Source organism: Cryomorpha ignava (assembly GCF_010686655.1).
Lineage (GTDB): Bacteria > Bacteroidota > Bacteroidia > Flavobacteriales_D > Cryomorphaceae > Cryomorpha > Cryomorpha ignava.
Map to the genome: position 1 here is coordinate 61,414 of NZ_JAAGVY010000006.1, position 20,527 is coordinate 81,940.

Here is a 20,527-nt window from a genome sequence, read left to right on the forward strand (position 1 = left end):
GCATGAGAAAATCTTTAGATATTATACACTTTAAGGATTGGATTAATCCTATCGCTGTTTTCTGTGTATTTCTCATTTTCACAACTGGGATTTACGCGCAAGACACTTATATTATTGAGAATGGAACAGTAACGGCTTGTGAGGGTAATTTTATTGACGATGGGGGTGCTGGAGGACTACCTTATACCCCGGGAAATGATTATACATTTACAATTTGCCCGGAGAATGCCGGTGATGTGGTTTCGGTGATTTTTAATGCCTTCGCGCTTTACCAAAGTCCCAATCCAAACAATAGTGACTACCTGTATATCTACGATGGCGATGACGCGACAGCTGTAAGTCTGGGAAGCTACACTGGTAGCTCCTTACAAGGACTACCGGTAACAGGGACAGTTGGCAATACAACTGGCTGTCTTACTTTTGTATTTAATTCTAATCCCAACGGTGGTGGAACCTTTCCTGGTTGGGAGGCTGCGATTGAGTGCACGACTCCCTGTGCCACACCTACTTCAGCATCAGAGATTGTAGATCCAGAACCCGAGGGACCCGCTCAATCAATAGGTGTATGTTTAAATGCACCTGTAACTTTCGGTGATATGGGATCTTATGCAGAACCCACATTCGCTTTGCAATATTGGGTTTGGAATTTTGATGATGGCAATATCGACACGCTAACAGCTCCAACTGATATAACCCATTCTTTTACTGAACCAGGTGAATACCTAGTGACATTATCAGTAATTGACTTTAATGGCTGCCGAAGCTTAAATGTTGACCCGCTTCAAGTTTTGGTAAGTACTATCCCGGTCTTTAATACGGCATTTGAAACACCTGTTTGTGTAGGAGCCGGAGGAACAACAATAGACGGAAGTGCTGTACAAAGCGTAACCTGGACGGCCCTTCCTCCGCAGGTAGTTTCCGGCACTACCTATTTGGCAGATGGTGCGGGGTTTCAGTATTCCAGTTGCCTGACTTTTGATTTTTTTGAGGCAGGCGCCACTTTGGAAGACTGCAGTGACTTGCTGAATGTTTTTATGAACATAGAACATTCATATTTAGGAGATCTTGGTATTTCTATAACCTGTCCTAATGGAACATCAGTAATGCTGTTGGATCAAGGTCCAAATAGTGGAGGAGCTACTTATTTAGGAGAGGCTGTAGATGAATTTAATTTAGGACCACCACCCGAAGATGACGACGATGTGCCCGGTATTGGATATGATTATGGATGGTCGCCAACAAGCACTAATGGTTTTATTTACGATGATGCCAATGCAACCGACCTGACTTACGTCAACCAATCTGGAGGGCAGGAGACCAACCATTCTGTGGCTAATCCGGGTCTTTACGAAAGCAATGAGGATATGTGTATTCTCGAAGGTTGCCCGCTCAATGGAGATTGGTGTATTAACGTTACTGACTTTTTAGCATCGGATAATGGAAATATTTTCGCTTGGGGCATCAGCTTTAATCCGGCGCTATTTCCCGATGTTACTACTTTCACGCCTATCGTTGGTCTTGATCAGGACTCTACCTGGTGGGAAGGCCCAAATGTGGGAAATACTTCAGGTGACGGTAATACGATTGAAACCACTTATACCACTCCCGGAAATTATGACTATACATTTTATGCGACCAATAATTTCGGCTGCACATTTGATACCACTGTTACCGTAGAAGTAATAGTAGGCCCTGAAATAACAGCAGGACCAAATGTAACTTACTGCAGCGAACCAGTGCTTCTTGAAGCTGGCTTAGCTAACTCTCCGGCTCAATGTAGCGACGCTGCAGGAACTTATGACCTTTGTTTTGCAAATAATTCGAATTACGAATTCACATATTGCCCTAATAACCCGGGAGATGGCTCTACCTTTATGGAACTGGTTATTAACAGTGGTAACGCTGATTGGGGCGATAACTTCACCGTTTATGACGGTGATGATATTACTGCCCCGGAGATTGGGAATCCGAACGGTGACTTGGGTGGGTTGAGCTATACGGCTACCAATCCCACAGGCTGTCTCACAATTTCAATGGCTACCAATGGTTTTTCGAGTTGCGAAAGCGGTGAATATCCACCTATAAATTACACAGTGACTTGCGGAGGCGGTTCCGAACTGGTTTGGTCGTGGTCTCCGACTACGGGCTTATCAAACCCAAACATTCAAAACCCGACTGCTGAAGTAACTCAGACTACAGTTTATACGGTTTCAGCCTACCCCGCTGGATTTCCGGGATGTATAATCGTTGACCAGGTAACTGTATCTCCAGATGCACTTGCTAATCCGGGTATTGATACTGACACAACACTTTGTTACAACTCACCTATCACATTTTTAACAGACTACCTCGATGGCGATCCTGCCCTGAATGGTGACTGGACAGATGCCGCAGGAAATACAGTACCGAACCAGTTCAATCCTTCAAACTATGTGGACGGTGGAAATTTTGACTATACTTATTTAGTAACTAACGGAATCTGCGAAGGAACATCTAACCTGCAGTTAACAATTTTACCTGCAACAAATACCACCTGCTGTCAAACGAACGCAATGGCCGGTACCGATGCTACCGCTTGTGCTTTAACATATCAGTTGGAGGCAGATGATGCACTGGGTCTTGGAACATGGACGGCTGCTGCCGATGTGGAATTTAGCGATATTCACGACCCGCAAGCCATAGTAACCTGCACGACTGCGGGAGGTGGGGCAAGAACGCTTACATGGACCGACGCAAACGGATTTCAATGTTCGGCATCAGATGATATTGTAATAACCTTCTCTGATTCTCTGCAGTTAATTATTGTAACAGAAGATGCAAAATGCTTTGAAGAATGCTCAGGTGGTGCTGTTGGTATTGCCGATGGTGGTACTGTAACAGGTGGAAATTATATTTATGACTGGTTTGAAAATGGTCGTCCCGGCTTAATTCCACAAACCAGAGATTCACTTTGTGCCGGAGTGTTTAAAGTTAAAGTTCGCGATAACCTCGGTTGTGTTGACTCAACGACATTTGAAATTGGTCAACCTGAAGCGCAGCAAATGCAATTGTCTCAAGCCCCTCCGCTCTGTGCAGATTCATGCGATGGACGCGTGCAAATTATGTCGCCAGGAGCCGTAGATTACAGTTTTGATGGTGGTGACACCTTTATTGGTAAGAACTATTTTGACCTTTGTGAAGGTGAGCACGCTGTGATTGCAAGAAATGCAAACGGCTGCGAGATAGTTCAAACTGTAAACCTGGTTGATCCCCCTAAATTTGTAGCGAACTTCAATATTAATCCCTTACCAACCACGACTAAGAACACGCTTATAACTTTTCAGGATATTTCTACTCCCGGACCCGTTTGGAAATCGATTTATACCTTCGGAGACGATCCGGTACTTGGGAAAAGTGAATCGAGAATGGCTTCATTTGAATTTCCTAAAGATTCTGCCGGTGCATATCCCGTTACACTTATTTCAACAAACCTAAATGGCTGTACCGATACCCTCACCAAGAGGGTAGTCGTAAAAGATGAAATATTGTGGTATATCCCAAATAGCTTCTCTCCAAATGAGGATGGAATAAACGATGTATGGAAACCGGTAGGTGTAACTGTAGATGCTACAAACTATAAGCTCACTATTTTTGACAGATGGGGCGAGCAGGTATTTACTACAACAGATCTCGATCAAGGATGGAATGGTAGTAAGAGCTCTGGTGGATACTATGTTGACGCAGGTGTTTATACTTATTTGATAAAAGTAACATCAGCTACAACTGAAGAAAAGTTTGAATTTACCGGATCTATTACTGTGGTTCGTTAATACTAAATCATTAAAATTTTGAGCCCGTCAGGTGATTTTTTTTCACGTCCTGACGGGTTTTTTTATTCTCTTTGAATTGAATGATTAAATTCGCAAGATATAGATACCCAAATCTAAATAAATTCAGATCGGGTTAGAAATCATATAAATTGAATACACTACTTACAATAATTTGGGATGTTGATCCCGAAGCTTTTAGAATACCCTTTATAGATTGGCCCGTTCGCTGGTATGGAATACTATTCGTAATCGGACTATTGGTGAGCCAATACATTTTGTTTTACATTTTTGAAAAAGATGGTAAGACACGAAAAAATGTAGAGGATTTAACCATTTATGTAGTTATAGGAACCATTATCGGAGCCAGGCTGGGGCATGTGTTTTTCTATGCTCCTGCTCATTATTTAAGCCATCCCATAGAAATAATACAGATTTGGAAAGGGGGTCTGGCAAGCCATGGTGGCGCCTTAGGAATAATTGCCGCCGTTTATCTATATACCAAGAAGTACAAATTTAATTTTCTTTGGGTTTTTGATCGTCTCGTAATTGTGACTTGCTTTACAGGAGCTTGCATCCGCTTTGGAAACCTAATGAATTCAGAGATTATTGGAACAGTAACTGACGTGCCCTGGGCGGTAAAATTTTTACAGGCTTATCCTGCCGAAATGGCATTAGACTATCGGCATCCGGCACAAGTGTATGAAGCTCTCTATTTTCTAGTACTATTGGTTTTTCTGTTTTATGTATGGAAAACACAACGTCATAAAATCAACAATGGCTACATATTCGGGCTTTTCCTCGTCATTCTTTTTACCCTGCGTTTTATAGATGAGTTTTTTAAAGTAAATCAGGAGTCGTTTGAAGACGGTCTTCCAATCAACATGGGTCAAATTTTAAGTATTCCGTTTATTCTTGCCGGAGTTTACTTAATTTACAGGGCTAAATCTAAACCTGTTAATCCGACGTGAAACATCTAACCTCTTTAAGCCTCCTATCTCTACTCTTTTTACCACTTACGATAAAAGGTCAGGTTGATGGTTTTCAGAGATATGAAAACGCAATAAAATCCCGATCAAATTCTGATTTCAGAATTGGTTTTTACAATGTCGAGAATTTATTTGACCTCGTGGACGACAGCCTGACCCGCGATGAAGCATTTACACCCGAAGGTGAAAATCGATATACATTTGGCCGTTATAAAAAGAAATCAGTGGGTCTGGCTCGTACACTTTTGGCGATGGGCGTATGGGAGCCACTGGAAATAATAGGTCTGGCCGAAATAGAAAGCAGGTGGGTTTTAGAAGGTTTTACAAAATTCTCTCCTTTAAAAAATGCCGGTTATGAAATCATACACGAAGACTCTCCTGACAGGCGCGGTATTGATGTAGCCTGCCTTTACCGACCCGAAAAATTTAATTTAATTCTCTACAAATATTACCGTGTTAATTTCCCATTCGACCCCGATCGAAAAACGAGAGATATGCTCTATGTAAAGGGAATTATGTCAAATAAAGATACTTTGCACGTATTTATCAATCACTGGCCATCGCGCTATGGGGGGCAATTTGTGTCTGAACCGGGAAGGGCTTTTTTAGCTAATCTGGTTCGCGAAAAGGTAGATAGTTTGAATGCGCGTTTTGATAATCCCTTAATCGTTATAACAGGCGATTTTAATGACGAGCCGGATGATATAAGTGTAAAGGATGTTTTGAAAGCTCATGTAAATCCGACAGAAGCTACAGGTAATGATCTGGTAAACCTATCGGCTCCTATTAAATATATCTTTGGAACGCATTCCTTTGGCGGCGAATGGGGCGTGCTTGATCACATTATTGTCAGCAATTCGCTTTTGACCGGACAGTCAACCTACACTCGTTTAAATTCTTTGGGGATTTTTGATGCACCCTGGCTGCTTACAAAAAATGCTGCAGGTAATGATGTTCCTTTACGAACTTTTCAGGGGCCTGCATACAAGGGTGGTTATAGCGACCACCTTCCTATTTTTCTCGATTTGTATTTTGATAAACAAGAGTCGGAGTCAAAATTGGACAGTCAATAGCTATTGATCCAAGGTTGCGTGGAAGACCTCATAAGGTTTACTTGCTTCGCTGCATTTCGACTGAGCTCAATAACCACGTGAGATCGCTTCGCTACATACGCACTCCCAAGGGGTCGTAAGTTTGAAAATCTTTGGGGTTCATATTCAATTGATCTTAACGCAGGTTTCAAAATAAAAAAAACGGTGCCACTCATTGAGCGGCACCGTCATATTTATTTGAAGGATGTTTTTAATTTAATTAAACATCAATCTTCGCATACTTGGCATTTTTCTCGATAAAAGCTCTACGTGGTGGAACGTCATCGCCCATTAGCATAGAGAAAATTCGATCGGCTTCTACAGCATTATCAATTGTAACCCGGCGCAAAGTTCTGAATTCAGGATTCATAGTTGTATCCCAAAGCTGGTTTGCGTTCATCTCTCCAAGACCTTTGTAACGCTGAATTCCAACGCTGCTTTCCTTTCCGTTTCCTTTCAATTCTTCTACGAACTGGTCGCGCTGCTTATCATTCCAGGCGTATTTCATGGCTCCCCCTTTTTTAACAAGATAGAGCGGAGGAGTTGCAATATAAATATTTCCACCTTCAATTAGCTCGCGCATGTGGCGGAAAAAGAAAGTAAGAATCAAGGTTTCGATGTGGCTACCGTCAACATCGGCATCACACATGATTATTACCTTATGGTATCTCAATTTACTTGTGTCGAGTGCTTTACTGTCTTCTTCAGTACCCACTCGAACTCCGAGTGCGGTATAAATGTTTTTGATCTCTTCGTTGTCGAAAATTTTATGGTGCATGGCCTTCTCAACATTCAGAATCTTACCTCGTAGTGGCAGGATAGCCTGAAAGTTACGGTCTCTTCCCTGTTTTGCAGTTCCACCCGCCGAATCTCCCTCGACAAGATAGACTTCGCAATTTTCAGGGTTTCTATCTGAGCAGTCACTCAATTTTCCGGGAAGACCTGAACCTGTAAGCACATTTTTACGCTGAACCATCTCACGCGCCTTACGCGCTGCATGACGCGCCTGTGCTGCAAGAATAACCTTGTTAACGATTGTTCTTGCATCGTTGGGATTCTCCTCTAGATAATGCGTTAGCATTTCAGACACTGCTTGCGAAACCGGGGCATTAACCTCACGGTTACCCAATTTTGTTTTTGTTTGACCTTCAAATTGCGGTTCAGCAACTTTAACTGAAATTACGGCTGTAAGGCCTTCACGAAAGTCATCGCCGGCGATATCAAACTTGAGTTTTGATAGCATGCCCGAATCTTCGGCGTATTTTTTAAGGGTGGCTGTAAGCCCTCGTCTAAACCCCTGCAAGTGAGTACCACCTTCATGGGTATTGATATTATTCACATAGGCATGAATATTTTCCGAAAATGAAGTATTGTAAATAAGTGCTACTTCTACCGGAATACCACTTTTCTCGCCTTCCATATAAATTGGAGAACCGATAAGCGGCTCTCGTGAGGCGTCCAAAAACTGAACAAACTCAAATAGACCACCTTCTGAATAAAACTCTTCGCTTAACGGATTGCCTTCGTCATCGAAATTACGCATATCGGTTAGCGTAATACGAATTCCTTTATTCAAAAATGCAAGCTCGCGCATTCTGCTGGCAAGTGTATCATAGTTATACACGTTGTCTTCAAATATAGTAGTATCAGGCCTAAACTGAACCTGGGTACCTGTCTCGCTCGTCTCTCCAACTTCTTTAACAGGATATTGAGGCTTTCCAATATTGTATTCTTGCTGCCATATTTTACCATCGCGGTATACGGTAGCAATCAATTGTTCTGAAAGTGCATTAACACAACTCACCCCAACTCCGTGCAGTCCACCGGACACTTTATAGGTGTCTTTATCAAATTTTCCACCGGCGTGAAGCACTGTCATTACAACCTCTAGGGCTGAGCGTCCTTCTTTTTCGTGAAAATCTATTGGAATACCCCGGCCATTGTCTTTTACAGTAATGGAATTATCAACATTCATTATTACGCTGATAACGTCACAATAACCAGCAAGCGCTTCGTCAATCGAGTTATCAACTACTTCATAAACAAGGTGGTGCAAACCTCTTATACCCGTATCTCCGATGTACATCGAAGGTCTTTTGCGTACAGCTTCCAATCCCTCGAGTACCTGGATATTTCCAGCCGAATAACCTTGATTATTCTTCTTCTGTTCTTCAGTCATATATTACTAAGTTGTGTAGAAATTTTATTCCCACAAAAATACAAAATTTAAACATTAAAATCACCTCAAAAGCCGCATAAACACTATAATTGTCAACAATTTATGTGGTTTATTAACAGTTGTGGTGAAAGCATGTTTTTGACGTGTTAAAATTGGGGTTTGACGGGTGGAATTACAACTTGAGGTATGCGAAATTGACGCGAGCAAAATTAGGCCGCGCGAGGTAGGCTGCGTGAGGTGGGCCGTGTGAGGTAGGCCGTGTGAGGTAGGACGCGCGAGGTAGGCCGCGCGATGAATCGACGCGGATACAATCGACGCGGGTTCAGTCGACGCGGGTTCAGTCGACGCGGATTCAAATTAACGCAAGCTCAGTCTCTAAAATGCAAATTTCAACCCACCTAATAGAAAAACGCGCTGTACTGGGAAGCGGTAATACTGGTCGTACTTCGTTCCGGTTAAGTTGTTAGCTTCAATAAAGGCCGAGATTCGATTTGAATAGCGGTACTCTGCTTTCAATGTTAGGTCAAAATAAGGATCAAGCTCTACCTTATAAAATCCTTCGGGTTCGATTTGAACATCTGAAACCGGACGAAGTGATTTTGCATAACGCTTACCGACCAAAGCCATTTCTGCTCCTATACTCAGCTTTTCAAAAAGCGTGTAAGATCCCAGTAGCGAGAATCTGTATTTTGGCATATGCCATGCCTCTTGTTCATCATTTGCACTATAGGTAAATATTTCGCCACGGGCAGTAGCCGACCATTTTTCGCTGTTTTTATATGAAAGCTCACCCATCATAGAAAAGGTTTGAACCTGATCATAGATAACCAAAAACCGATTCTCTTCACTTACCAGTGTATCGTTAACAAAAAGTGGTGTTTCATCTACTTTTTTGTATCCAATACGGGTATTAAAACTCATTTTATCGCTTAGCGTTCCGCGAATACCTCCAAAAAGATCATACTTTACAATAGAGTTAATTAATGGTTTATCGTCTGTACCATAGTGCGAAAGATTTGACAAAATGAAAGGGTTTTCCCGCGAAAGCGTTTTATAACTATTTCGTTCTACGCTTCCCGTTACGCCAGCATAAGGGATAAAAATATCATTAAAAAGCGAATAAGAAACCTCCAGATCAGGAAAGGCATGAAACCGCGCTTTACTGTCAAATTGCCCATAAACTGCTAACCCGGCCATAGCTCGAAATCCATTTTTAACAAGAAGGATGCGTGGTGTTGCGTGGAAAATTACGTTGGTATAATCATTCGCCGGGATAAAAATTCCAGACGAATCGCTCATAAAATCAAATGCTTTTAAGTCGCCGGTATTGTAGCCGACAAAATCTAATCCACCATCGAGGGTATAATATTGATCGCCTCTCCATGAGCGCAATTGTGTGGTGGCCTTTACACCAATTTCATTGGCATCGTAACTATCAGAATAGTAATAGGAATCTAAACCGATATTGTGATTGATGCGCGAAGAATCGCGGTAGTAGCTCCTATAATCTGCACTAAGCGAAAAATCATTAAACCGCTGGCGCATATCTTTTTTATCAATTTCGGCATCTTGCGGGTCGAAACCGTAATAGTGATAACCGTTTAACGCATAACCCAAATCTGTTTGGAGACTGTGTTGCTTAAAGATTTTTTTACCCCATAAGTCCACATTAGTTTCGCTAAAACCGCTAAACGCTACCGGCTGGTTTACTCCATCATGTGAAGATAAGTGGCGCGCGTGAACTCCATAAGATTTGTCTCTATCACGATTGCTGGTATAAAAAGCCTCCACATAGGGAGTGGCAAATGTTCCGGCTCCAGCCTTTACAAATCCATGGTACAACTTTTCGAGTGGTTCGCGAATTTTAACGGTTGCCGGCTCAATAGGTTCGGGTGTTATTTCGGTTGCAGGGCGTTTAGGAATCATTTCGTAAGTCAAGGTTCCCATTTGTACCGGAATATCTACTACAGTGGGCATTTCAGAAATTTTAAACGCCTTTTGTACTGTTAACGTCCTGTCGCCCGTAATTATCTGGGTTTGATCAAAGGCATCGCCTTCGCCGCCCTGCGCCGATGCAGCAAAGGAGCTGACAAGAACGACGCTGAATACTAGGAATGATTTTATAGTTGCGTATTTCATTTTTCGGGCTATTATTTTTCTTCAATCAGGTTCTGGTAATCTTCTTCATAATCGAGTGAATCGGGGCCAGATAAGGTGTCGCCTGCTGCGATCGTTTTCTGCTCGGCAGCATTCAGCGCCTGCAATTTGGCTTTAGCTTCATTCACAAATTTTTCATCTTTCACATTGTCAATAACACTCTGTAGTGTGGCGCGTGCCTGAAAATAATCTTTCCTGGACACGTAAACATCAGCCAACAAAATAAATCCTTTGACTTTCCAAAAATCAAAACTAGCAAACCCTTGAGCGAGCTCAAATATTTGTTTTTCAGCTTCATCGAGATCAGATTGCTCAAAAGCAATTTGTGCCAATCTAAACTTTGCTTCTGCGCCTTCTTTTGAATCGGCCTTCTTGGCTAATTGGCTAAATATCGGCTTGGCCTCGGCATAATTCCCATTGGTAAAGTAAATGCGTCCTTTCAATAAGCGCGATTCGGTAAGGAGTTCTTCGGATACGTTTGGATCTTTGATCACCCTTTCCGCGGAAGCGACTGCCGCATCGTAAGCGCCCAGCTGGTATTCGGAACGCATGATTCCTACCTCTGCTTCCAAAATATTGGTAGCAAAAGTGGCGACCTGACTCAATTGTTTATATAGAAGCAGGGCCTTTTGATACTCTTTTCGGTTAAACCGAATAGTGGCAGCACCTTGAATGGCTGGCTCTGAAAACTCGCTTGTAGGTCTGGAAGCAACATATTCGAAACCAGTTATTGCCTTATCAAAATCATTTTTGCGGTAAGCACATTCAGAGAGGTAATAATTGGCGTTTAGCACGAAAAGTCCGTTTGGATATTCCTTGAGATACTTCTCAAAAGCCGGTATCGCCTTATCGCAATTGCCGTCAGCTACCAGATTTTCAGCTGCCTGATACGAAAGGCTGTCAATTTCTGATGGCGAAATATCGTAATCGGGAATTTCCTTGAGCCATGCGCTGTAATCATCCACTTTCCCTAAATCGAGGTAGATGTTTTTAAGCGTTGCCACCGCTTCATTAGATTCAGAATCAACTCCATAATCTGCCACAACCAGCTTATAACTAGCAATAGCGCCATCGTAATCGCCTTTGCGGTACTGCACAAGCCCGCGCTTTAGTAGCGCTTTTTTGCGGTAGGGCGATTGTGGATAATCTTTTATTACAGAATCGAAAGACACGAGCGCCTTGTCCAGATTGTTTTGCATAAAATAAGCGTCGCCCAATTGGAATTTAGCAACTGCGGCAAGCGATGTTTCGGGATGGTCGGCAAAAAGTTTATTCAAAGTTTCAATTTTCTTGGCGTAATTATCCTGATACCCATAAGCTTCAGCTATTTGAAACAAGGCATAATCTCCATTTGCAACGTTTAAATTCATTGCTTTTTGATAACTCTCTACGGCCGGCCCGTACTGTTTTTGTACCAGATTGAGATCGCCAATGCGTAAGTAGGCATCATTTTTCCGCTTCTCATCAATATTGCTTCCAGACACATACTTTCTAAATGCCTGAAGCGATGTAGAATAATCGCCATCTTTAAAAGCGCAATATCCAATATTGTAATGAGCTGTATTGTAGTATTTTGTTTGATAAGCCGACGAATTGGCGAGATAGGCCTGATAAGATTTAATCGCATTTTGATATGAGCCATCACGGTAATGCAGGTCGCCCGCCCAGTAATCTGCGAGAGCTACGAGTTTTGGATCTTCGGGATACTTCTTAGACAACTTGAAATTCGCAAAAGCCTCATTCGATCTTTTGGCAATTACATCGGCTATAGCCAAATTATATGCACACTCCTGATACCGGGCGCGATCTACGGCACTCATTGACTTCATTTTATTGAGCGACTCAATGGCGGCAGAATAATTTTTAGTAGCGAGATGCACTTTGAGCAAAAACTCATAAGCTTCATCTTTTCGGGTGGAGCTGGGATATTTATTCAAATAAGATTCGAATGCCTGAATGGCTTCATGAAAAGGGTCATAGCTCAATTCATAAGCGAGCTTGGCATAATTAAAAAGGGCATCTTCGGTTACATCCCGATCAGAATCCATTTGCGAAGCAACTTTAAAAGCATTTTGCGCATATTTTTTCTCACCCAGCTGCACATATGCATCAGCCATTTGGTAGGTGGCTATCTGCGCCAATTGCTGATCTTCAGCTTTCGTGGTAGTAGCAAAATAATCAATAGATTTTCTATACTCTGCTGACCGGTAATAAGCATAAGCCAGCTGATAAGCATCTTCCGAGCTTAGATTATATTGGCTTTTAGCGTACTTTTCCAAAAACGGCAAGGCCAGTGCGTATTGCTCTTTTTGAAAATGTGCATCTCCAACAAGGTGGGCTATTTCTTCTACACGTACAGGTTCCTCCACATCGAGCAGCGGAGTGGCATAAGCAATAAGCTCATCATATTTTTCCTGAAAATGATAAATCTGGGCTTTGTAATAGGGCACTACCGGCGCAAAATTAGGGTCATCTGCAGCCTTATCGAGCGATTCGAGAGCGGTTTGATAGTTGCCTTCGGTGTAGGCAATATGCCCATAATAATAATTTGTAGGGCCATAATAGGCTCCCTGCTTATCTTTTAGCTTGTAAAATTCTGCTTTAGCCTCGTCAAATTTTTCCAACTGAAAAGCCGAAAATCCTTTTTTGAAAACCACTTCTTCCTTTTGTATGCTGCTCAGGTCGCGCTCGTCGAGACGATTTAACCAATAAAGTGCGTCGTCGTAATCGCGGCGGTTGAAATTGTAATTACCAAGATTTAATATCGCAGGATTTTTCCAGTTGCTTTCCGGATGTTTCAGCACAAAATCTTCCATCAGAAACTCGGCATCCTTGTGGAAAAGCTCCATTGTAACAAACGCCTGGTAGTAAGATGCATTGACGTGGAGTTCGCTATTGTCGTCGGTATTGTATTTCAGATAATCAGTAAAACCTTTCCGTGCAGCTTCAAACTGGTTGTGGCTCATCAACTCCATTGCTTCTAAATAGCCTATATCAGGATTTCGCTTAGCCTCAGTTTGTTGGGCATAGCTATGGCTTACGCCAAATAAGAGGATGAAAATTGGCAGCAAAACTGCCCTTTGTATTTCTTGCATAGAGATGCGCTGTTTTAAACAGATAAAAGTAAGTCGTGAAAGCGGTGCGAAATGATGGGTTGGGGTAAAAGTTTTAAACGGAAATTTGTGAAGAATAAGCCTGTTTTGTAGGCTTTTCTTAACGATACTGGAACGCTTGAATGTGAAAATTATTTTAGCTTTACGCAAATTTCCAAAATGGCACTCGACACCATCGTAGATTTAAAGAATGTTTCTGTTTTTCAAGGCGATCATCTGGTTCTTTCTGATGTGAATATTCATATCAACAAAGGCGACTTTGTGTATTTAATTGGAAAAACCGGATCGGGGAAAAGCAGTTTATTAAAAACGCTCTACGGCGAATTGCCTGTAAAACAAGGCGAGGGAAATGTGGGTGAGTTTGATCTTACGAAGCTAAAACGCAAGCAAGTTCCGTTTTTACGCCGCAATCTGGGTATTGTATTTCAAGATTTTGAGCTCTTGACCGATCGCAATGTCAACGACAATTTGCTTTTCGTTCTCCGCGCTACCGGCTGGAAAAATAAAATCGAAATGGCCGCACGGATGCAGGAAGTACTCGACAAAGTAGGCTTGGGAACAAAAGGTTATAAAATGCCGCATGAACTGTCGGGTGGTGAGCAGCAGCGTGTTGCTGTGGCAAGAGCCTTGCTTAACGATCCGGATTTAATATTGGCCGATGAGCCTACCGGAAATCTGGATCCGAATACGACGGAAGAAATATTGAATTTGCTTTACGAAATCAGTAAAAATGGTCGTGCTGTACTAATGGCTACGCACGATTACGTGCACATGAAGAAGTTTTCTTCGCATATAATCCGTTGTGCTGACAGCTCTGTACAAACCGAAGAAGTTAGACAAGGAGCGATTTGATTTTAAGCGCGTTATCTCGATTCGAGAAATTATTTTGAATGTAACTCAATCTATTTTTCAGCCTTTCTGTATCAAGAGATGATTTGTGATGAGCTGTAATCAAATCTGCCATTTCTTGTGGCGTGTTTGCAATTTCACAAAATGATTTCAGATTTGTACCTGCTACCATTTTTTCATTGGCAATAATTACGGGAGCCGTAAAAAGCGAATACAGCAATTTGAGTTTAAAGCCTGTATTTTGAAAAGTCGGCAAGACGTGAACTGAGGCATTTTTTGCCAAATTAAGCATGGTTTCATTGTTGGGACTGTCTACAACTTTCAGATTTTTAAGGTTGGGATTCAATGCCCTAACTGCTTTTGTGGCGCCCTTTCCAGCTATTAGAAGCGGCACCTCGGTAAGTGGAAAAACATCGTTGATTAAAAATGCAACGGCGTTTTTATTTTCGGCTACGGTTAGGTTTCCGTGATAAAAAGCATAGGCTTGTTTTCCGCCTATTTCAATGGGTGTATTTGAATGAAATGGATTAATTAAAGTCGAATTTCCATACAGTTTTTCAAAGTGTTTTTGATCCTTTTCGGAAATAGAGAGAACGTAATCAGCGTTTTTTAGAACAGATTCATACCGTTTAAGCTTTCCGGCTTCTGCGGTAAAAAACAAACGTTTAAATGCGTTTTTCTCACTTTCTGCAAGCTTTTTGTAATAATCGTGCTCAATATTATGGGCTCTTACAAGCTTCAATCTCCCTTTTAAAGCCTTGTTCTTTAAATAAGCCGTAGTATGTAATCCCTCAAAAAGGATGGGATGCGAATCTTTTAAAAGATTCTTGAGAAGCTCTTCACTTCTGCGCGTTTCCACAATAAATGGAAGTTTAGAAGCTATGTGTCGCGGCGATTTTGAACGTTTGTAATAATGCACTGTTTCGCAAAGACTCTCTAATTTGTCGGAAGACGAGCGACCGTATTCAAAACAATGCAAATGAACCTTCACTCCTACTTCGCTCAAAGCCTTTATGCGGTAATACACGTCTATTACTCCGCCATAATCGGCGGGATAGGGAATATCAAACGATACAATATGGAGATGCTTATCAGCCAAGGGTTTTCATTTTTTCCAATACCGGTTTATACTCCGTTTGCCAGTTTAAAGACTCTATTAATCGCTTCGTATTTTTCTTGTACTCTGCTAATCTAGAACGATCTGCTTGAAGTTCCATTAGCTTTTGTGCTATCGCTTTTGCGGAATGCTCGGGCAATACCTCACCAATTTTGAATTCTAAAATCAGTTTTTTGACTTCTACCAAATCACTTGCCAGCACAGGTACTTCGGCCAGGGCGTAGTCGAAAATTTTATTAGGTAAGCTAAATCTATAATTCAGGTTTGTATTTTTATCGAGGCTTACACCCAAATCTGCAGCTGCGGTATGACGCATCATTTCGTCAAATGGCATTTTGGGTTTAAAGATTACCGTTTCTGTCAAACTCATTTCGCCGACCATTTTTTTGAGAAGAGGCAGGGCGTCGCCGTCACCAATTATTAGCAAAGTTGTATTTTTAACCAATGCCATTGCTTCCACGAGCTCTTCGGCGCCGCGATCTACATTTATTCCGGCTCCTTGAAGCACGACCAAAAATTGATTTTGATCAATACCTATTTCTCCTTTTGAATAAGGTTGAATATTTATTTTTTCATAGGGCAAGTTGCGCACCAGAAACACCTTTTCCAAACCATAAGTTTCTTGCAATAGTTCGGCAATAGAACCGCTTACGGTCATCACAATTGCACACCTGCCTATGCACACCCGCTCGGCAAATTTCCAAATTGATTTTACAAGGGGCTTGTTTTGGATTTCGGGTACTTCGGTAAAATACTCGTGGCTGTCGTAAATCAAAGGCTTTCGCCGAAGAAGTGAAGCGAGATAATTTGCCGGGAGGGTATCTAAGTCATTGGCGTAATAGATATCTGTTTTTGCAAAAAGCAGAGTAAAAAAAAGCTTGGTGTTAAGCGCTGCATAAAAGAGAAAACCCTTATTGAAAAGAAGCTTAAAGCGCTTCATGAAATAAGGTCTGCTTACCGGCTTGCTATTTGGCAAAAGCCTGCCGTAGAGTGCAATTTCGTAGCCTTCATTCTGCAATGCACGGCATTGCTTCTGCACGCGCTGATCAGTGCTAATGTCGTTGCTTACCGATATCGTTATTCGCTTTTTCACTTCGGGCAAAAGTAAGGAAGTATTGACCAATTTAACTACTCGCATTTCGCGCCACTTCACAATTCATGCAAGTTTGATGAACTAATCACCTAAGAGATTGCAAATTTTTCGTTTAGATTTGCCAAAAAACAACTGATGCAAATTGAGCGCAACGCTTCGCTAAAAGCACTAAATACATTTGGAATTGAGGCAAAGGCTGCATTTTTAGCCACCTTTCACTCTGCAGATGAATTGCGCCTAATCTTAGAAAGCACCGAAATCAAAAATTTTCCAAAAATGATTTTGGGTGGAGGAAGCAATTTGCTTTTCACGCAAGACTACGACGGATTAATTTTAAAGAATGGCATTTCGGGAATTGAATGCATTCGCGAAGACGAAGACCATTTTTATGTAAAAGCAGGTGCCGGTGAAAATTGGCATGACTTTGTGCTTACATGTATAAAAAACGGTTATGCTGGAATTGAAAATTTATCACTGATTCCGGGCAATGTAGGAGCTAGCCCCATGCAAAACATCGGGGCTTACGGGGTAGAAATCAAAGACCGTTTTGATCATCTAGAAGCTTTTAATCTCGAAACTGGCGATGTCGAGATTTTCAGTGGTGAAGAATGTGAATTTGGTTATCGGGAGAGTGTTTTTAAGCGAAAGCTAAAAGGCAAATATGTGATCGTTTCGGTTACCTTTCAGCTTTTAAAAAAACCGGACTTTCAAGTAAAATACGGCGCCATAACTACCGAGCTAGAAGAAATGGGTGTGAAAGAACTTAGTATTGAAGCGATAAGCCAAGCGGTAATAAATATTAGAAACAGCAAACTCCCCAACCCGAAAGACCTTGGCAATGCCGGCAGTTTTTTCAAAAATCCGGTTATCTCTGCCGCTCAGTGGAAAAAAATTTCAGCCAAGCACCCCGAAATTCCAAATTATCCCGCTCCCGAAAACGAAATTAAACTGGCAGCCGGATGGCTTATTGAACAAGCGGGCTGGAAAGGAAAGCGCATAGGCAATTGCGGAATGCACGCCAAGCAGGCACTCGTATTGGTAAACTACGGCGGGGCTACCGGACAGGAAATTTACGACCACTCTACTCGTGTGAAAGAATCTGTTGCAGAGCAGTTTGGGGTGGAGCTTGAACGGGAAGTTAATATTTTATAGCAGAGTTGTGAAATAAGTCGCGCGTCTCGAGTCGCTTGTCTCGAGAAGGTTTTCTGGAATGGAAATAAATTGATGTTCCAAGTGAATTACATCGCTGGTTGAGGCTTTACATAAGACTGGTCGCAGCATTGCACCCTGCGATAGTGAGAACGCTGGGCTAAATTGAAAATGCAAAGGAGAGCGTATTACTAAAAACTCTATTTCCCTTTTTTGGCAGCAGGTTTTTTCTCAGCTGTTTTATTCGGTTTTGGCTTAGCCTCAGATTTCTTTGTCGGATTAGCTTCTGCCTTTTTTGCTTTTGGCTTCTCTTCGGTTTCTTCTTTCTCTTTGGCTTCTTCTTCTTTCTCCTCTTCAGGCACTTCAGTAAAATCGAGGATATCGTTTTTCAAAAGGAGATTATACCACTTCACCATTTTTTTGATATCAGAAGCATATACGCGATCTTCATCGTATTCTGGAAGCATCTCACTCATTAAATTGCGTAGCGCATCGTTATCCTTCAAATCGATATCAAGCTCCTTATCTCCATACTTTTCATTGATGGTTTTTAGCACATTTACCAATGGTTCGTCACCATCTTCTACATAAATAGAAATATCAGAAAGGGTACTTACGCGTTGGGTTTGTCCTATTGAAATCTTTTTACCGTCGAGCAGCGATTTGGCGACTACGCCACCACGCGACTGATTAACGATTTGATATAAACCCGGTTTGCCGGCAATTGATAATATTTTTGATAAATCCATAACAGCTAAAATTGGACGCCAAAGCTAAACACTCTATTTCTATTTCTCAAGGATTAGTTTTGCTGACGCCAAAACACCACTAATCAATTCTGATTGAAGGACATAAACCCCAGATTTAAATGGAGTAAGATCGAGCAAATACGCTTCGTCGATTGAAAAATTATCTGACTTTTGCAGAATCAGCCTACCCGCAATATCAAATATGCGAATAGATTTTATAGGATCGTTTTTGCTTTGTATATAAAATTGCCCGCCCGATGGATTGGGATAAATAGCAAGAAATTCACTCGAATAATCTGTTAAACCCACCGTACTCTGAAACGGTGTAGTAAGCGTGGCGAAAGCATCAACCTTTCCATAGCCGAATTGATTTCCCGGAAGGATGCCTGTAAACATATCTGCCAAGGCATTGTCAATAATTGCATTTTTAACCTCGAGCCAGCTCGCGGCAGAATCGCGCGAAAAATAAAGACCAGCCACTCCTGCTACCACCGGCGATGCCAGCGATGTTCCTCCATTTATATAGTGCATCCCGTCTTGGGCTACCTTTTCGGGATTGATATTGATCCATGAGTTTAACGTTGCTATTCGGCCGGCGCTTAAAGTATGATCGCCGCTTGCAGCAATATCCGGTTTTTGCCTGTTATCGCGCGTTGGCCCGCGGCTGCAATTTATTGAAATGGCGCCGGGAGTGCTGCTTACAACCGTTTCTTCGCCCAAGTAATTAATCCATGAATTGCGGTTTACGTAATTTCCTACTGTGATTACTTTATCAGAACAAACCCATGAGTTTACGATTGTCTTTTTGTTATCTGGCAATTTGTAATGCACCATCGCCGGATAAGTTCCGGCATCGGGAAGGTTTGTTTGCACAATTTCGGAAGTACCAAAAGGTGCATGACTCCAGCAATCAAATTTCCCACCACCTGTAGTTGCAAATCGCCATAAGTATTGATTGCTGAATGGTTGAGTAACCTGCACTTGAATTTGATATTGTGCTCCACGCAGCCCTATCCAGGTATCAACAATACCCAGCATAGCTTCCTGATAAAAAATTGTATCGGTAATAATTGTATTCACATTTTCGGTGGCCGTTCTCCATCCTGAATATCCCTTAAAGCTAAATGCCGGCACAGTGAGATCGGCACCAATTGCGAATGAAGTGGAGTTAAAATCAACGGTATCTGCCCACAATTCAAAATAGACTGCTTGAGCCGAACTATTGTATTTAAACCAGGTAAAGGTTGTATCAACTTCCGGAATATCGTAAGCGAGGTGGTAATTTCCAAGGTTTCCACTATTTCCGGCGGCAGCCACAATAGCCCTTCCGGGAGATGCCTCGAGCAATTGATCTGTAAAAAGGGTTGACGCATCAAGCCCGTCATGCGAACCGAAATAATCGCCGAGACTTAGATTAACTACTGCAGGTTTGCCTAGAGCTTCCGCTTTCGCGAAAATAAAATCTATCGCATCAGCAACAGTTGCCGACCAATTGGGATGATTAAAATCTGACGAAATCATAATTATATCGGCATTTGGAGCCACACCGGCAAATTGGCCAGTGGCATTGCCGTTGCCCGCTCCCACGCCTACAACAGTTGATCCATGTCCGTAGAAGGAGGCCTGATCATCGTGGCCGGATATTTCCAAATTAATGTCTTCGGAATTCCATTCCTGCCCGTATCCATAGGGTTGGGGAACTCTGAATGGAATCGTTTCACCCTGCGTTTGATCCCACAGCGCAATTACACGCGTGGTGCCATCTTCATTTTGAAAATCGGGATGCGCCAGCTCAATACCGGTATCAATAAAGCCCATTATTACATCGTCGCCAAGGTAGGCTTGTGGCAAAGGTGATGCACCCAGGTGAACCGGTATTACATTGTTATTTGCAAGCATTACCTCATTGAGTACCTGGGGGATGGAAGCAGAAAATTCAATAAACTCCAAGCCCTCAAGCTCGTTGAGCATAGAAATTTTTGAAGCCGGAAGCGAACAAGCCAAAATATTGTTGAGCGTTCCCTTCACTCTGCCTTCATTGGTGCGCACAAAACTCACAAGCGAGCTGATCTCACCGCGCAAGTATAAATCTATATGCTGCTCCGGAGCGAAAGTCTTAAGTTCTTTTTGAAGTTCAATAGACATCAATTGTCTTTGCTGGGCAAGAAGCAGTGTGGGAAGAAGCAAAATAGCGAATAGCAGTGATTTCATACGGCGAGAAAATAGTTCATTTGT

Annotated in this window: 12 protein-coding genes; 5 read left to right on the plus strand and 7 right to left on the minus strand. The window is 42.1% G+C overall.

Going from position 1 to position 20,527, the window contains the following annotated elements; genetic code table 11:
* The first annotated feature begins 2 nt into the window (after positions 1–2).
* The 3 genes from G3O08_RS05085 (at position 3) to G3O08_RS05095 (ending at position 5,868) form a co-directional block, all read left to right on the plus strand.
* Complete coding sequence (locus G3O08_RS05085) at positions 3–3,809, plus strand: T9SS type B sorting domain-containing protein (RefSeq protein WP_163283595.1); 3,807 nt, start codon at positions 3–5, stop codon at positions 3,807–3,809.
* A 149-nt stretch (positions 3,810–3,958) separates the two neighbouring features.
* Positions 3,959–4,777, plus strand: coding sequence for a prolipoprotein diacylglyceryl transferase (gene lgt, locus G3O08_RS05090; RefSeq protein ID WP_163283596.1), 819 nt, complete (start codon positions 3,959–3,961; stop codon positions 4,775–4,777).
* A complete protein-coding gene (locus tag G3O08_RS05095; protein ID WP_163283597.1) occupies positions 4,774–5,868 on the plus strand; it encodes an endonuclease/exonuclease/phosphatase family protein in 1,095 nt (364 codons plus the stop codon). Before lgt ends, G3O08_RS05095 begins: the two co-directional genes overlap by 4 nt.
* A 238-nt stretch (positions 5,869–6,106) precedes the next feature.
* On the opposite strand, the gene gyrB is transcribed toward G3O08_RS05095, so the two are convergent.
* From gyrB to G3O08_RS05110, 3 genes are all read right to left on the minus strand, one after another.
* Complete coding sequence (gene gyrB / locus G3O08_RS05100) at positions 6,107–8,065, minus strand: DNA topoisomerase (ATP-hydrolyzing) subunit B (protein WP_163283598.1); 1,959 nt, start codon at positions 8,063–8,065, stop codon at positions 6,107–6,109.
* 375 nt (positions 8,066–8,440) lie between these two features.
* Positions 8,441–10,204, minus strand: a complete 1,764-nt coding sequence (locus tag G3O08_RS05105; protein ID WP_163283599.1) for a TonB-dependent receptor — start codon at positions 10,202–10,204, stop codon at positions 8,441–8,443.
* 11 nt (positions 10,205–10,215) lie between these two features.
* The gene (locus G3O08_RS05110) at positions 10,216–13,317 is read right to left on the minus strand and encodes a tetratricopeptide repeat protein (RefSeq protein WP_163283600.1); all 3,102 of its coding nucleotides are present in this window, start codon (positions 13,315–13,317) and stop codon (positions 10,216–10,218) included.
* Positions 13,318–13,494: 177 nt separating this feature from the next.
* Between G3O08_RS05110 and G3O08_RS05115 the strand changes: the two genes are divergently transcribed.
* The gene (locus tag G3O08_RS05115) at positions 13,495–14,187 is read left to right on the plus strand and encodes a cell division ATP-binding protein FtsE (protein WP_163283601.1); all 693 of its coding nucleotides are present in this window, start codon (positions 13,495–13,497) and stop codon (positions 14,185–14,187) included.
* On the opposite strand, the gene G3O08_RS05120 is transcribed toward G3O08_RS05115, so the two are convergent.
* Both G3O08_RS05120 and G3O08_RS05125 read right to left on the minus strand, forming a co-directional pair.
* Positions 14,168–15,283, minus strand: a complete 1,116-nt coding sequence (locus tag G3O08_RS05120) for a glycosyltransferase family protein (protein ID WP_163283602.1) — start codon at positions 15,281–15,283, stop codon at positions 14,168–14,170. The two genes, G3O08_RS05115 and G3O08_RS05120, sit on opposite strands and share 20 nt — an antisense overlap.
* Positions 15,276–16,439, minus strand: a complete 1,164-nt coding sequence (locus G3O08_RS05125) for a glycosyltransferase (RefSeq protein ID WP_204336775.1) — start codon at positions 16,437–16,439, stop codon at positions 15,276–15,278. Before G3O08_RS05125 ends, G3O08_RS05120 begins: the two co-directional genes overlap by 8 nt.
* 90 nt (positions 16,440–16,529) lie before the next feature.
* Here G3O08_RS05125 and murB point away from each other — a divergent pair, with 90 nt between their 5' ends.
* Complete coding sequence (gene murB, locus G3O08_RS05130) at positions 16,530–17,546, plus strand: UDP-N-acetylmuramate dehydrogenase (protein WP_163283604.1); 1,017 nt, start codon at positions 16,530–16,532, stop codon at positions 17,544–17,546.
* 197 nt (positions 17,547–17,743) lie between these two features.
* On the opposite strand, the gene G3O08_RS05135 is transcribed toward murB, so the two are convergent.
* The gene (locus tag G3O08_RS05135) at positions 17,744–18,292 is read right to left on the minus strand and encodes a DUF5606 family protein (RefSeq protein WP_163283605.1); all 549 of its coding nucleotides are present in this window, start codon (positions 18,290–18,292) and stop codon (positions 17,744–17,746) included.
* Between the two features lie 39 nt (positions 18,293–18,331).
* Positions 18,332–20,503 carry a S8 family serine peptidase gene (locus tag G3O08_RS05140; protein WP_163283606.1) on the minus strand — a complete coding sequence of 724 codons (2,172 nt, stop codon included), beginning with the start codon at positions 20,501–20,503 and terminating at the stop codon, positions 18,332–18,334.
* Between the last annotated feature and the right edge of the window lie 24 nt (positions 20,504–20,527).